This window comes from Variovorax sp. GW822-FHT04A09, from assembly GCF_058801005.1.
This window is the reverse complement of the sequence record NZ_JBXAMV010000007.1, coordinates 163,597-176,363: the sequence shown is the minus strand read 5'-3', so window position 1 is coordinate 176,363 and position 12,767 is coordinate 163,597. Positions and strand designations below refer to the sequence as shown.

The 12,767-nt window shown below is 62.5% G+C and carries 15 protein-coding genes; 9 read left to right on the top strand and 6 right to left on the bottom strand.

Features of this window, described 5'->3' with window-relative positions:
- The first annotated feature begins 33 nt into the window (after positions 1-33).
- The 3 genes from AC1RLW_RS28115 to AC1RLW_RS28105 all read left to right on the top strand — a co-directional run bounded on the left by AC1RLW_RS28115 (position 34) and on the right by AC1RLW_RS28105 (position 1,718).
- Positions 34-399, top strand: coding sequence for a hypothetical protein (locus AC1RLW_RS28115; protein WP_493195883.1), 366 nt, complete (start codon positions 34-36; stop codon positions 397-399).
- 115 nt (positions 400-514) lie between these two features.
- A complete protein-coding gene (locus AC1RLW_RS28110) occupies positions 515-850 on the top strand; it encodes a DUF4288 domain-containing protein (RefSeq protein WP_493195882.1) in 336 nt (111 codons plus the stop codon).
- A gap of 358 nt (positions 851-1,208) precedes the next feature.
- Positions 1,209-1,718, top strand: a complete 510-nt coding sequence (locus tag AC1RLW_RS28105; RefSeq protein WP_062471023.1) for a DUF1993 domain-containing protein — start codon at positions 1,209-1,211, stop codon at positions 1,716-1,718.
- Positions 1,719-1,905: 187 nt separating this feature from the next.
- Here the strand turns inward: AC1RLW_RS28105 and AC1RLW_RS28100 are convergent, their stop codons facing one another.
- Positions 1,906-2,469, bottom strand: a complete 564-nt coding sequence (locus tag AC1RLW_RS28100) for a metal-independent carbonic anhydrase family protein (RefSeq protein WP_493195881.1) — start codon at positions 2,467-2,469, stop codon at positions 1,906-1,908.
- A gap of 326 nt (positions 2,470-2,795) precedes the next feature.
- On the opposite strand from AC1RLW_RS28100, the gene AC1RLW_RS28095 reads away from it, so the two are divergent.
- Positions 2,796-3,146: an immunity 22 family protein gene (locus tag AC1RLW_RS28095; protein WP_493195880.1), complete on the top strand. Its 351-nt coding sequence runs from the start codon at positions 2,796-2,798 to the stop codon at positions 3,144-3,146.
- A gap of 106 nt (positions 3,147-3,252) precedes the next feature.
- Here the strand turns inward: AC1RLW_RS28095 and AC1RLW_RS28090 are convergent, their stop codons facing one another.
- The gene (locus AC1RLW_RS28090) at positions 3,253-3,576 is read right to left on the bottom strand and encodes a hypothetical protein (protein ID WP_143599117.1); all 324 of its coding nucleotides are present in this window, start codon (positions 3,574-3,576) and stop codon (positions 3,253-3,255) included.
- Between the two features lie 295 nt (positions 3,577-3,871).
- Between AC1RLW_RS28090 and AC1RLW_RS28085 the strand changes: the two genes are divergently transcribed.
- Positions 3,872-5,338, top strand: a complete 1,467-nt coding sequence (locus AC1RLW_RS28085; RefSeq protein WP_493195879.1) for an aminotransferase-like domain-containing protein — start codon at positions 3,872-3,874, stop codon at positions 5,336-5,338.
- Between the two features lie 79 nt (positions 5,339-5,417).
- Here the strand turns inward: AC1RLW_RS28085 and AC1RLW_RS28080 are convergent, their stop codons facing one another.
- Positions 5,418-5,900: a GreA/GreB family elongation factor gene (locus AC1RLW_RS28080; protein WP_062471040.1), complete on the bottom strand. Its 483-nt coding sequence runs from the start codon at positions 5,898-5,900 to the stop codon at positions 5,418-5,420.
- A gap of 613 nt (positions 5,901-6,513) precedes the next feature.
- Here AC1RLW_RS28080 and AC1RLW_RS28075 point away from each other — a divergent pair.
- Genes AC1RLW_RS28075 through AC1RLW_RS28060 form a run of 4 tightly spaced genes read left to right on the top strand, consistent with a single transcriptional unit; the run spans position 6,514 to position 10,450 of the window.
- Entirely contained in the window at positions 6,514-7,095 is a 582-nt protein-coding gene (locus tag AC1RLW_RS28075; protein WP_369644805.1) for a TRAP transporter small permease, read from the top strand.
- On the top strand, positions 7,092-8,390 hold the full coding sequence (locus tag AC1RLW_RS28070; protein WP_493195878.1) for a TRAP transporter large permease: 1,299 nt from the start codon (positions 7,092-7,094) through the stop codon (positions 8,388-8,390). The genes AC1RLW_RS28075 and AC1RLW_RS28070 overlap by 4 nt, the downstream gene beginning before the upstream one ends.
- Positions 8,391-8,430: 40 nt before the next feature.
- Complete coding sequence (locus AC1RLW_RS28065; RefSeq protein ID WP_447740996.1) at positions 8,431-9,468, top strand: DctP family TRAP transporter solute-binding subunit; 1,038 nt, start codon at positions 8,431-8,433, stop codon at positions 9,466-9,468.
- Positions 9,469-9,511: 43 nt separating this feature from the next.
- A complete protein-coding gene (locus AC1RLW_RS28060) occupies positions 9,512-10,450 on the top strand; it encodes a nucleoside hydrolase (protein WP_493195877.1) in 939 nt (312 codons plus the stop codon).
- A 68-nt stretch (positions 10,451-10,518) separates the two neighbouring features.
- On the opposite strand, the gene AC1RLW_RS28055 is transcribed toward AC1RLW_RS28060, so the two are convergent.
- From AC1RLW_RS28055 to AC1RLW_RS28045, 3 genes are read right to left on the bottom strand one after another with little or no spacing between them, the layout of a single operon-like run.
- Positions 10,519-11,256, bottom strand: coding sequence for an amino acid ABC transporter ATP-binding protein (locus AC1RLW_RS28055; RefSeq protein WP_056576214.1), 738 nt, complete (start codon positions 11,254-11,256; stop codon positions 10,519-10,521).
- 44 nt (positions 11,257-11,300) lie between these two features.
- The gene (locus AC1RLW_RS28050; protein WP_070060204.1) at positions 11,301-11,990 is read right to left on the bottom strand and encodes an amino acid ABC transporter permease; all 690 of its coding nucleotides are present in this window, start codon (positions 11,988-11,990) and stop codon (positions 11,301-11,303) included.
- A 1-nt stretch (position 11,991) separates the two neighbouring features.
- The gene (locus tag AC1RLW_RS28045) at positions 11,992-12,723 is read right to left on the bottom strand and encodes an amino acid ABC transporter permease (protein ID WP_139701450.1); all 732 of its coding nucleotides are present in this window, start codon (positions 12,721-12,723) and stop codon (positions 11,992-11,994) included.
- Between the last annotated feature and the right edge of the window lie 44 nt (positions 12,724-12,767).

The window sequence follows — 12,767 nt, the reverse complement described above, 5'->3', positions numbered from 1 at the left end:
CAGTGAGCTTGATTCTGATCTTGCGCGCCAAAGATGTACTTTCTTTCTGTCTTCCAAGACAAACGCGAAATTGTTGCGAGGCGCCCGTTTGCGGACTTTGCCGATGCGGTTGCTGCTTGTGGCGACTACTACGAACCGAGGACGTTGGGAGCGGTGCTTGAATTCAATGTTCAGGTGACCGGCAAAATATTTCGCCGTGCTACCGCTCAACTCGCGCGGCCCGAGGATGTTCCTTTTGAGTACGCCGACTCGCCCGTTGCGTGGAGAGCAGCGAAGCAATCGAACGCCTTCAGATTCGACCATTCCTATCACTTTCTTGTTGAAAGTGAAGCTGGCATTGAGCAGACCGAGCAGTGGCAGCGTGACGATGAGGCGGATGCGGGGACGATGGCTCCATAAAGACGATGTCCATCAACCCCAAATAGGGACGACTGGCGGCCAACAGCGGCCACTCATCCTTCCCGATCACTGCATGACTTACGACTAGAACGTTTCTCCGGTTGGCTGGTACTTGGTGTCCTACCTGCTCCGCTTTGTGGAACTCAACGACGAACACAAGGACAACGACGAAGCCCGATTTTTGTCGTGGGAGAACTCCATCCTTGTGCGTGCTCAAACCCTTGATGAAGCATACGCAAGGGGATTGAAGATGGCCCGCGAAGCGGCCAAGCCATACAAGGGCGGGCCGTCAGGAGTGCCGGTTCAGTGGAAGCTGGTGGGCGTCACTGACGTTCTTCCGATCTACGAAGAGCTTCAGGACGGCGCAGAAATCTTGTGGACCGAGCGCGCTCCCCGAAAGCTCAAAAATCTGAAGATGATGGTGCGTCCCAAAGGCTCGTTCCGGCAGTAGCCCGGCATCATCCAAACCTCGGGCGTCGTAGATCAGTGGCAGCATTCTCGAGCACCGCGAACGGCGGCTTTCCGGAACCACGAACTTCCGCTCAGGGCCCGATGCGGTCCTTCGATGCGAGAGGTCGACCGACTGCTTTGCAGCGATCGCGGTCTGTCGTGCGTCTGCAATTGACGTCCGCTTCTTGCCAGTGAACTGCCCTTCAACGCGGCTGCGCCGACTACCAGCAGGAAGAAAAGCTGGCCACAAAAGCCGGGGCGATTCAGTTCGCCCTGTGCTGTTAGCCTTGCATGGTAGGCAGGGCCTCTGCCACGCCAACTCCGGCCATCGCGCCCAATTTTTTAGAAGTGAACTCACCATGACCAGCCCGCTGTACAACGCCTCCGTTCCCGTCATGCAGCAGATGCTGCGCGCCCTGTCCGACGTGCTCAAGAAGGCCGAAGACCAGGCGACGCAGAAAAATATCGATCCCAATGCGCTGCTGCAGGCGCGGCTGTTCCCTGACATGTTTCCGCTGGTACGTCAGGTACAGATCGCCGCAGACTTCTCCAAGGGCATTGCCTCCCGCCTGGCGGGTGCCGAGGTGCCGTCCTGGCCCGACACTGAGGTCAGCTTCGCCGACCTGCAAGCCTTGATCGCCAAAGCTTTGGCCCATATCGGCTCCTTCAAGCCTGAGCAATTTGATTCCAGCGAGAGCCGCGAGATCGTGTTGCGCCCCGGCACCCCAAAGGAAAAGAAGCTGACCGCAAGCGCATACCTTCTGCACTATGGACTGCCGCAGTTTTTCTTCCACGTGACCACCACCTATGCCATCTTGCGCCACAACGGCATGGAGATCGGCAAGCGCGACTACATGGGTGCCTACTGACCCAAGACAGACAGGAGATCAGCCACTCTGGCCACTGCCGCTCGAAGTGCAAGCGTGCGGCGTGCTGCCACCGATTCGCGCCTTTGAGCCACCAATGACGGTCCTCCGAGGGGCCTTCATCACCCGATGAAGGCCCCTTGAAGGCGCCGCACCAGAGCCTGGGCCTGCCGGCACTCGAACGCGGTGTTCAACGGCCGGCGTACGGCAGCGACGAGTGATGCACGACGATGCGCAGCTTGCCGGCACCGTCCTTCACGAAAGTCCAGGTCTTGTCGACCGTGGTGACCTTGCCGTCCGGGTCGGTGAACAGCACGTTACCCAGCGTGCTGGCCACGTCGCCGTGGATGAGCACGGCAGTGTTGGCAATCTCGCATTTGGCCCAGCCCTTCAGGGCGAAGCCGGTGTCGTTGGGAAAGGCAGGGTTGCCGCCCACGAAGTACGCCAGTGCGCCGTCGCGAGCGGTGCGAAAGGTCTGCGGCGATGTCGTGAGCGTCGGCTTGAACAGCACTGCGCCCAGCTGATAGGCGTAGGCGCTGTCGATGACCTTCTCGGCCAGCGCCCTGGCGGCCGGCTGCCCTCCGCTCGAATTCGCGGCGCTGATGTCGACCAGCGCCTTGCACCAGGCCTGCTGGGCCCCCAGGACTTCCGCTTCCGTGATGCTCCGGTCGACGACTTTCTCCTTGGCGGCGGCCGGCAAAATTGCCCCGGCGATCAGGAGGCTGGCGATGGCGCTGGGAATGAATTTTTTCATTTGGGTCTCCAATTGAAGTAGTTGGATACCGGAGCGGCCGGGTGGGTCGAGCCGAGACCCAAAGTGCATCAAGACGACATGCACAAGGCATGATGCGCCGGCTGATTTGCTCTGAGTAAAAGATGCAAATGAAATGAATGGTTGTGCATTCGCGAGATAGCCAGGCGTGCAGGCCTGTCTCGCAACAGTCTGAAGCGGGCGCACGCGAAGGACGGCTATGCAGCGGGAGCCGACATCCCTCGGCCTCGCGCGAATGGGTACTATCGGCAAAAAACGGCCATACGCTGGATCCACGCCGCCTTCGCCTTTGATGCGAAACCGAAACTATGAAACTCGTACATGTCTTTGCATCGACGGAAAACTTTGCCTCTGAGGCTGACCTAACTAGATTCGTAGGTCCAACGTACACCCCAGATGGGGAGGAAATTCCTTCGAGGTTTGGAAACGAAGTTGGTCTCTCCTCCTATGAGCCGGCCTGCATTGAGTGCATGGTTTCCGATACACCCAGCAAGATTTCTGACTTACTCTCCGGGGTTTCATACGGTCGAAGCTGGGCTCACGCCATTGGTACGGAGGCCTCGTTCTGCGCCGCCGTATGCATCTTCCCGCCGAACCTCGTTGCGACTCCTGAACGAAGCTCAATTCAGTATTTGGGCGCCTACGAATTCGAGGGCTGACTGATTCTTCGCGCACAGCAATGCGCTCTTTGCGCTGACAGGTTGCGCGGCTACAGTCGGCCAATTCCAGACATCGAATTCCAGGCTATCGACCGAAAACTTCCAATCACTGCATGGCCAGGTCCAGACCCATCCAATTGCAAAATTCAAAGGTGAGGAAGAGCACGAGGAACGCAGAAGCGACGAACGCCCCGCCCACCTTGATGGATGTCAGTACCACTGCAGCTGTCTTCTGATTCTTGTCCTTCTGTCCCCGTTCGTAATGCCACTTGACGGCTAAATACATGCCCACGCTGAGCACGAGAACCTTGAAGATAACAAAAGAGATAGGGATTGAATTCATGATTGAAGGGATATCAATGGTGACAGACGGCGAAGTGCCCGAGTGCGGCGAGTAGCTCAATAGACCGATGAAGAAACGGAAATTCAATCAATCAATCAATCAACCTAACGAAACGGTTGCGGTGAGCTAAATGGGCGTCCGCAAGGCGCGTCGAAAGGCACGCAAGACATGGGTCGAAAGGCGGAGCAGTCTGCCTGCACCACAGAAGCACTCTCATCGTGCTGTCGAGTGTTCATCGTCCAGGCTGATACGTACAGAACCAGATCAGCTGAAAATTTTCGTATCAGATGCAAGGAGGCCGGCAGTCGCGCCGGGGCAGGTCGACGTCTGATATGACAATCTCTGGAGCGGTCCAGAACGACCGTATCAGAAAGAGATGCCCATGAACCGCTACGAGAAGCTTGCCGACAACATCGCTCAGCGTATTCGCGCGGGTAGCCTGAAGGCGAACGATCGCCTTCCCTCCGTGCGCGAACTGAAGTCGCAAATGGGCATCAGTGCGTCCACCGTGTTCTCTGCTTACTACCTGCTGGAGGCGCAAGGGCTTGTCGAAGCTCGGCAGCGGTCGGGATACTTCGTTCGAGCGGGCGCGGAAATGCCGGCCAACGAACTCGCCGCCAGCGAGCCTGTCCTGCGGTCCATGTCGGTCGACGTCTCGTCGCTTGTCTTTCAGGTCCTTGCGCAGGCTCGCGAGCGCGATATGGTCCCGCTCGGCTCGGCCTTTCCGTCGCCAGAGCTGTTTCCCTTCGAACAACTTGCCGCCGGCCTGACGCGAGCGCTCAAGCGGATGGATCCGTGGCAGACCGTCGAAGATTTGTCACCAGGAAACGCCCAATTGCGCCATCAGATCTCCCTGCGTTACGGCAGCGTCGGGATGGATGTTCCTGCGTCTGAACTGGTCATCACCAGCGGGGCGATGGAAGCACTCAATCTTGCGCTCGAATCGGTGACGCAGCCAGGCGACGTCGTGGCGATCGAAACGCCAACCTTTTATGGTGCGTTGCAGGCACTGGAGCGGCGCGGTCTTCGCGCGGTCGAGGTTGAGACCCACCCGCGTACAGGCGTAGATCTCGACTCTCTTGCTCGCGTGATCGACCAGCATCCGGTGAAGGCCTGCTGGTTCATGCCGACCTTCCAGAATCCAATGGGCTGCACCATGAGCGACGCAGCCAAAGAGCAATTGGTCAGCATGCTCACCACCCGCGCCATACCGCTGATCGAAGACGATGTGTACGGCGAGCTCGCGCATGGGGCTCGGAGACCGCCACCAGCCAAGGCCTGGGACCGGGATGGCTGGGTGCTGCACTGCAGTTCTTTCTCGAAATCCCTGGCACCCGGATATCGCATCGGTTGGGTAGCGGGCGGTCGCTTTGCAGCCACTTTGGGCCGGAACAAGTTGATGAGCTCGCTGGCGACGGCACTCCCCTCGCAACTGGCGTTGCAGGAGTACCTGCAACACAAGAGTTTCGATCGTCACCTGCGCGCCCTGCGGCATTCGCTCAGCCGCCAGCAGGCTGCATGCTTGCGATTTATCGATCGATACTTTCCAACTGGAACGCGGGTCACGCGCCCCGAGGGTGGCTATTTCCTGTGGCTCGCGCTGCCAGAAGGTGTCGACTCGCTCGCACTGCACCAGGACGCTCTTCGGCTCGGCATAGGCGTAGCGCCGGGCCATTTGTTTTCAGCCGACCGCCGATACACCCGGCACCTGCGCATCAACTACGGGTATCTCGGCGACCCGCGCTTGGAAGGGGCTATCAGGAGTCTTGGAGATCTCGCCAACGCGCAGCTGAAATCTACAACTGGAAATTCGGGGCCAATCTTCGAGGAACGTTCGTCGAGACCCTAGTTAGCGTCAACGCAGGTCGAGGTCCGCCGCCTTCGACTGACTCTCAACGTCACGCGCGCCGCTTCTGTCCAGTCGCGGCTTAAAGAACCCGCAGCACCTCAAACTGCTGTCGGATTGGCGCGACCTGTATCGACACCTCATCACCCTCGCATTTGCCCAGCATTGCCCTACCCAAAGGGGCTTCGCTGCTGATGACCTGAACAAGCTGAGTGCCGCTGACCAACGTCATGCTGCCCCCATCCGGGCCGAGAAAGAGCTGTTGCTGCTTGTCGTCGGAATCGACCAGGCAGACCAACGCCCCGAGCCGTATTCCTATGCTGGCGTCGTAGGGACGCGGGCGGAATTGGCGCCAGTTGGCCATCGCCTGGCGTATGGCTTCGGCGCGCCGAGCTTGGCCGGTGGCCAGGTAGGCGGCTTCGAGTCCCAATGTGTCGTATTTGTTTTCGGCAATGTTCTCTTCATGAGTCGCCGTTTCATGGGCTGCCCGCACTGCCTGTTCGGCTTGCAGCAGGTCTTCGGCGAGCCGTTCCAGCACCTGCTGTTGCAGCAAGAATTTATCCATGACGAAAGATCGGTATCTCAAACAAGCGGGGGGTAGATTTTGATTATGAAGGGCTCCAGAAGCCTTCGACGCTTCTGTGGGCTGCAGGTTAACTTCAGCAATGGGCCCGAAGGCGACGGTCAGACGTCGTGACTGAAAGGCAGCGCGCAGTCTGACGCGAACATTGAACGCAGTCATACCAATGTCGACCGCAGCCGACACCGGTCCTTCGGACCTCGGCCTGCCCACCGCCCGCCTCTCACGAAAGCTCAGTGGTACGCCCCCGCACATCCATCCGCCATCCACCACAGCGGTCGAACCGCCAACGCCACAGCCGCACTCATCGTGCGCAGGGCATCGGGTGCTCCCCGCAGCGAAATCAAGGAGGAGCCGAAGGCGGGGGACATTCGCGGAGGGGAGTACCCGGTGACCTGTGCACGCGCCCCCGACAACAGCGCCCCGAACAAAGGCCGCGAAGAGGCAGTCAACCAGCCGCCACAGCTAAGGAAACCCCCGATATATGAATGGTCATTGACCCCCTAGCATCGAGCGCTGCTCGCCTGTCAAGGTGTACGGATCGCGTCCCGGCGTCCGCCCGGTGACCTGGCGCCTGCCTCAGCTGCCCTTTCCTGCGATGACAACTCCTCCCGAGTCCGGCCCCACGCTGGACGCCGCCAGTCCCCTCCCCCCCGACATCGAAGCCGCCGACGAACCCACCAAGGTTCCCCTCGCCATCGAAGACTGGCTCACGGTCCTCATCATGGGCGCGCTGGCGCTCATCACGTTCGCCAACGTCATCGTGCGCTACTTCACCGACTCGTCCTTCGCGTGGACGGAAGAGTTCTCGGTGTTCCTCATGATCATGCTGGCGCTGGTGGCCGGCTCGGCCGCCGTGGCGCGCGACCGGCACATCCGCATCGAGTACTTCTCGGAAAGCGGCTCCATGGCGCGGCGCAAGCGCCTGGCGCAGTTCGGTGCGCTGATGATCGCCATCCTGTTCGCGCTGATCGGCGCGCTCAGCATCCGCATGGTCTGGGACGACTACCGCTTCGAGGAAACCACGCCCGGCATCGGCCTGCCCGCCTGGTGGTATTCGATCTGGCTGCCCATCGTGTCGTTCGCGATCGCGGGGCGCGCCATCGGCCTCATGGTCCGCCGGGGCCGCAAGACGAACTACAAGTCTGACGACAACAACAGCAAGGGCGACGCCAAGTGATCGCCACCCTGCTCTTCGTCGCCTTCGTGCTCATGATGCTGGTGGGCGTGCCCATCGGCGCCGCGCTCGGCCTGGCGGGCGCGGCCTGCATCGCGCTGGCCAACGCCGACGCCCAGTGGTTCGGCCTGCTGGCCGTGCCGCAGAACTTCTACGCCGGCCTGGGCAAGTACCCGCTGCTGGCGATTCCGATGTTCGTGCTGGTCGGCTCCATCTTCGACCGCTCGGGCGTGGCGCTGCGCCTGGTCAACTTCGCCATCGCCATCGTGGGCCGCGGCCCCGGCATGCTGCCGCTGGTGGCGATTGCGGTGGCCATGTTCCTGGGCGGCATCTCGGGCTCGGGCCCGGCCAACGCCGCCGCCGTGGGCGCGGTGATGATCGCGGCCATGAGCCGCGCCGGCTATCCGGCCGCGTACTCGGCCAGCGTGGTGGGCGCCGCGGCGGCCACCGACATCCTGATTCCGCCCTCGGTCGCGTTCATCGTGTACTCGGTGCTGGTGCCCGGCGCCTCGGTGCCGGCGCTGTTCGCGGCCGGCATGATCCCCGGCGTGATGGCCGGCCTGGCGCTGATGATTCCGGCCGTGTGGCTGGCGCGCAAGCACAAGATGGGCGCGCTCGAATCGACGCTGCCGCGCCCGCCGTTCTGGAAGAGCTTTCGCGAAGCGATCTGGGGCCTGGCGGCGCCGGTGCTCATTCTGGGCGGCATGCGCGCGGGCTGGTTCACGCCGACCGAGGCGGCCGTGGTCGCCGTGTTCTACGGCCTGTTCGTGGGCATGTGCATCCACCGGACGATCAAGGTGCGCGACCTGTTCGTGATCTTGCGCGAATCGGGCGAGCTGTCGGCGGTGATCCTGCTGGTGGTGTCGCTGGCGGGCATCTTCGCGTACTCGCTCTCGACGCTGGGCGTCATCGATCCGGTCACGCGCGCCATCGTGAATTCGGGGCTGGGCGAGTACGGCATCCTGGCATTGCTGATCCTGCTGCTGATCACCGTGGGCATGTTCCTGGACGGCGTGTCGATCTTCCTGATCTTCGTGCCGCTGTTGCTGCCCATCGTGCAGCACTACAAGTGGGACCCGGTGTGGTTCGGCGTGATCCTCACGCTGAAGGTGGCGCTGGGCCAGTTCACGCCGCCGCTGGCGGTCAACCTCATGGTCTCGTGCCGCATCGCCAAGGTGCGCATGGAAGAAACCGTGCGGTGGGTGGGCTGGATGCTGTTCTCGATGTTCGTGGTGATGGTGCTGGTGATCGCCTTCCCCGAACTCGCGCTCTGGCTGCCGCGCAAGCTGGGCTACTGATTTTTTCGATCCATCGACAGACCAAGAGGAGACCTCTCTCATGAAATTCCGCCGCACCCTGCTGGGCCTTGCCGCCGTCGCCGCCACGCTCGGCCTGTTCTCGACCGGCGCAATGGCGCAGGCCACCTACAAGCCCGAGTACAAGATGTCGCTGGTGCTGGGCCCGCCCACGCCGTGGGGCCAGGCCGGCAAGATCTGGGCCGACCTCGTGAAGGAGCGCACCCAGGGCCGCATCAACATCAAGCTGTACCCGGGCGTGTCGCTCATTCAAGGCGATCAGACGCGCGAGTTCAGCGCGCTGCGCCAGGGCGTGATCGACATGGCGGTGGGCTCGACCATCAACTGGTCGCCGCAGGTCAAGCAGCTCAATCTGTTCTCCATGCCCTTCCTGATGCCCGACTACGCGGCCATCGACGCGCTCACGCAGGGCGAGGTGGGCAAGGACATGTTCAAGACCCTCGACAAGGCCGGCGTGGTGCCGCTCGCCTGGGGCGAGAACGGCTTCCGCGAAATCACCAACTCGAAGAAGCCCATCAAGTCGCCGGCCGACATCAAGGGCATGAAGATCCGCGTGGTGGGCTCGCCCATCTACTCCGACATGCTCACCGCGCTGGGCGCCAACCCCACGCAGATGAGCTGGGCCGACGCACAGCCCGCGCTCGCCAGCGGCGCGGTCGACGGCCAGGAGAACCCGCTGTTCCTGTTCACCGTGCTCAAGATGCACACGGTGGGCCAGAAGTTCGTCACCACCTGGGGCTACGTGGCCGACCCGCTGGTGTTCGTCGTGAACAAGGAAATCTGGGCCTCGTGGACGCCGGCCGACCAGGCCATCGTGCGCCAGGCCGCGCTCGATGCCGGCAAGCAGGAAATCGCCATCGCGCGCAAGGGCCTGGTCGAAGCCGACAAACCCGTGCTGAAGGACATCGCGGCCATGGGCGTGACGGTGACCAACCTCACGCCGGCCGAGCGCGACGCCTTCGTGAAGGCCACGCGCCCGGTGTACGACAAGTGGAAGTCGACCGTCGGCGCCGACCTGGTGGCCAAGGCCGAGAAGGCCATCGCCGCGCGCGCGAAGTAAGCCGCGCACCGCCGCGGATCGGGGGCGGCATGACAATGTCGCCATGCACACCCTGATCATCGACACGGACCCCGGCGCGGACGACGTGATCGCGCTGCTGTTCGCCCTGGCGGCGCCTGAATCGCTGGCGATTCAGGCGCTGACCACGGTGGCGGGCAATGTCCCCCTGGCCAAGACCTCGCGCAACGCGCGCCTGGCCTGCGAATGGGCCGGGCGACCGGAGCTTCCGGTCTACGCGGGCGCCGAGCGGCCCCTGCAGCGCACACCGATCTACGCCGCCAACATCCACGGCCGAGAAGGCCTCACCGGCGTGACCGTGCACGAGCCCGCCGTGCCGCTGGCCGAAGGCAGCGCCGTCGACTACCTCGTTCGCACGCTGCGCGCCGCGCCCGAGCACAGCGTGACGCTCGCCATGCTCGGCCCGCAGACCAACCTCGCGCTGGCGCTCGAACAGGCGCCCGACATCGTGCGCGGCCTGCGCGAGCTGGTGCTCATGGCCGGCACGCATTTCAACGGCGGCAACATCACGCCGGTGGCGGAGTTCAACGTGTTCGCCGACCCGCACGCGGCCGAGGCGGTGCTCAAAAGCGGCGTGCCGATCACGATGCTGCCGCTGGACGTGACGCACAAGATCCTCACGAGCGACGCGCGCATCGCGCGGCTGCGCCAGCTGGGCAACCGCGCCGGCGCGATCGTCGCCGACATCCTCGACGCCTACGCGCCGCAGGAGATGGCCCACTACGGCATGCCCGGCGGCCCGGTGCACGACGCCACCGTGACCGCCTACCTGCTGCGCCCCGACCTGTTCCAGGGCCGCCGCATCCACGTCGAAATCGACAGCCGTGAAGGCATGGGCTTCGGCCAGACCGTGGCCGACTGGCACGGCAGCCTGAAGCGGCCGGCCAACGTGCAGTGGGTCATCGATGGCGATGCGCAGGGCTTCTTCGACCTGCTGACGGAGCACATCGCGCGGCTGCCCTGAACAAGGGGCGCTCATGAAAAAAGCCACGCTGCGAACAGCGTGGCTTTTTGCTTGGAGCGCGCAGCGGATCAGTGCTGCAGGATCTTGTTGAGGAAGTCCTTGGTGCGCGGTTGGCGGTTTTCCGGATGATTGAAGAACTCGTCCTTCGGGCAGTCTTCGAGGATCTTGCCGCCCACGTCGATGAAAATCACGCGGCTCGCGACCTTGCGGGCGAAGGCCATTTCGTGCGTGACGACCATCATGGTCATGCCTTCCTTGGCCAGGCTCACCATCACGTCGAGCACTTCGCCGACCATCTCGGGGTCGAGCGCCGAGGTGGGTTCGTCGAACAGCATCACGATCGGGTCCATCGACAGCGCACGGGCGATCGCCACGCGCTGCTGCTGGCCGCCCGACAGCTGGCCGGGGAACTTGTCCTTGTGCGCCATCAGGCCCACGCGGTCGAGCATCTTCAGGCCGCGGGTCTTGGCTTCGTCGGGCGTGCGCCCCAGCACCTTGATCTGCGCGATCGTGAGGTTCTCGGTCACCGACAGGTGGGGAAACAGCTCGAAGTGCTGGAACACCATGCCGACCTTGGAGCGCAGCTTGGGCAGGTTGGTCTTGGGGTCGTGCAGCGGGATGCCGTTGACGGTGATCTCGCCCTTCTGGAAAGGCTCGAGCGCGTTCACGGTCTTGATGAGCGTGGACTTGCCGGAACCCGACGGGCCGCACACCACGACCACGTCGCCCTTGGAGATGTTCACCGAGCAGTCGTTGAGCACCTGCACCGGGCCGTACCACTTGGAGACGTTCTTGATTTCAATCATTTTTTCGGACATTTGTTTCTCTCCGGTTCAGTTCAGCCACTCAATCAGCGAATGATGGCGATTTTCTTGTGCAGGCGTTTCACCAGCCAGGAAAGGGCGTAGCACATGGCGAAGTACACGACCGCCGCCAGCAGGTAGGCCTCGATCGGACGACCGAAGTTCTTGCCCGCCGTCTCGAAGCCCTTGAGCATGTCGTAGGCACCGATGGCGTAGACCAGCGAGGTGTCCTGGAACAGGATGATGGTCTGCGTGAGCAGCACCGGCAGCATGTTGCGGAAAGCCTGCGGCAGCACCACGAGACGCATGTTCTGGCCGTAGGTCATGCCCACCGCCTGGCCCGCGTTCACCTGGCCGCGCGGGATCGACTGGATGCCCGCGCGCATGATCTCGGAGAAGTAGGCCGCTTCGAACGCCACGAAGGTGATCACCGCCGAGATTTCCGAGCGGTAGTTCGAGCCGAGCGAACCGAACAGCGAATAGAACGACGCCGGCACCAGCAGGAAGAACCACAGGATCACCATCACCAGCGGGATGCTTCGCATGCCGTTGACGTACAGGGCCGCGGGCGCATCGAGCCACTTCTTGCCCGACAGGCGCATGAGCGCCAGGATCGTGCCGAAGATCACGCCACCAATGGTGGCCACCACCGTCAGCATGATGCTGAAGTAGAAGCCCTTGATGACGAAGTTGCTGATGACGTCCCAGTTGTAGAAGGACAGGTCGAGATTCATCATGTCAGTGTCCTCCGCCGCCAGCGCTGGCCGAGACGATGAAGCCCGGCACGCGGGTCTTCTTCTCGATGAACGCCATGAGCCGGTTGATGGCCAGGGCCGACACCACGTAGCACGCCGTCACCGCGAGGTAGACCTCGATGCCGCGCGAGGTTTCTTCCTGCGCCTGCATGGCGAACATGGTGAGTTCGGTGACCGACACGGCGAACGCGACGGACGAATTCTTGAAGATGTTCATCGTCTCGCTCGTGAGCGGCGGGATGATGATGCGATACGCCATCGGCAGGATCACGTAGCGGTAGTACTGCGGCGTGGTGAAACCCACCGCCATGCCCGCGTAGCGCTGGCCCTTGGGCAGCGCCTGGATGCCGGAGCGCACCTGCTCGGCGATACGCGCCGAGGTGAAGAAGCCCAGTGCCAGCACCACGAGGATGAAGCTCGGCACGCCCTTCATCACGGGAACCAGCGCCGGAATCACGTGGTACCAGAGGAAGATCTGCACCAGCAGCGGGATGTTGCGAAAGAGCTCCACCCATGCATTGCCGAAGCGCACGAGCCACGGACTGTCGGGCAGCGTGCGGATGATGCCGATCAGCGAGCCGAGCACCAGCGCGACGATCAGCGCCAGCAGCGCGACCGACACCGTCCAGCCCCAGGCCGAGAGCATCCATTGCAGGTAGCTCGGATATTCCCCCCCGGGGTCTTGCAGGAAGACCTGCCAATCCCAGTTTCCCATGTGTGTTTACTCCTTCAGCTTCTTTTCGAAAAACCGTCCCTTGA

Excerpts from the sequence above, each read along its gene's own strand:
- AC1RLW_RS28115 (WP_493195883.1), top strand. The coding sequence starts at position 34 with ATGTACTTTCTTTCTGTCTTCCAAGACAAACGCGAAATTGTTGCGAGG.
- AC1RLW_RS28060 (WP_493195877.1), top strand. The coding sequence starts at position 9,512 with ATGCACACCCTGATCATCGACACGGACCCCGGCGCGGACGACGTGATC.
- AC1RLW_RS28080 (WP_062471040.1), bottom strand. The coding sequence starts at position 5,900 with ATGGATAAATTCTTGCTGCAACAGCAGGTGCTGGAACGGCTCGCCGAA.
- AC1RLW_RS28055 (WP_056576214.1), bottom strand. The coding sequence starts at position 11,256 with ATGATTGAAATCAAGAACGTCTCCAAGTGGTACGGCCCGGTGCAGGTG.
- AC1RLW_RS28085 (WP_493195879.1), top strand. The coding sequence starts at position 3,872 with ATGAACCGCTACGAGAAGCTTGCCGACAACATCGCTCAGCGTATTCGC.
- AC1RLW_RS28065 (WP_447740996.1), top strand. The coding sequence starts at position 8,431 with ATGAAATTCCGCCGCACCCTGCTGGGCCTTGCCGCCGTCGCCGCCACG.
- AC1RLW_RS28105 (WP_062471023.1), top strand. The coding sequence starts at position 1,209 with ATGACCAGCCCGCTGTACAACGCCTCCGTTCCCGTCATGCAGCAGATG.
- AC1RLW_RS28050 (WP_070060204.1), bottom strand. The coding sequence starts at position 11,990 with ATGATGAATCTCGACCTGTCCTTCTACAACTGGGACGTCATCAGCAAC.
- AC1RLW_RS28045 (WP_139701450.1), bottom strand. The coding sequence starts at position 12,723 with ATGGGAAACTGGGATTGGCAGGTCTTCCTGCAAGACCCCGGGGGGGAA.
- AC1RLW_RS28075 (WP_369644805.1), top strand. The coding sequence starts at position 6,514 with ATGACAACTCCTCCCGAGTCCGGCCCCACGCTGGACGCCGCCAGTCCC.
- AC1RLW_RS28100 (WP_493195881.1), bottom strand. The coding sequence starts at position 2,469 with ATGAAAAAATTCATTCCCAGCGCCATCGCCAGCCTCCTGATCGCCGGG.
- AC1RLW_RS28095 (WP_493195880.1), top strand. The coding sequence starts at position 2,796 with ATGAAACTCGTACATGTCTTTGCATCGACGGAAAACTTTGCCTCTGAG.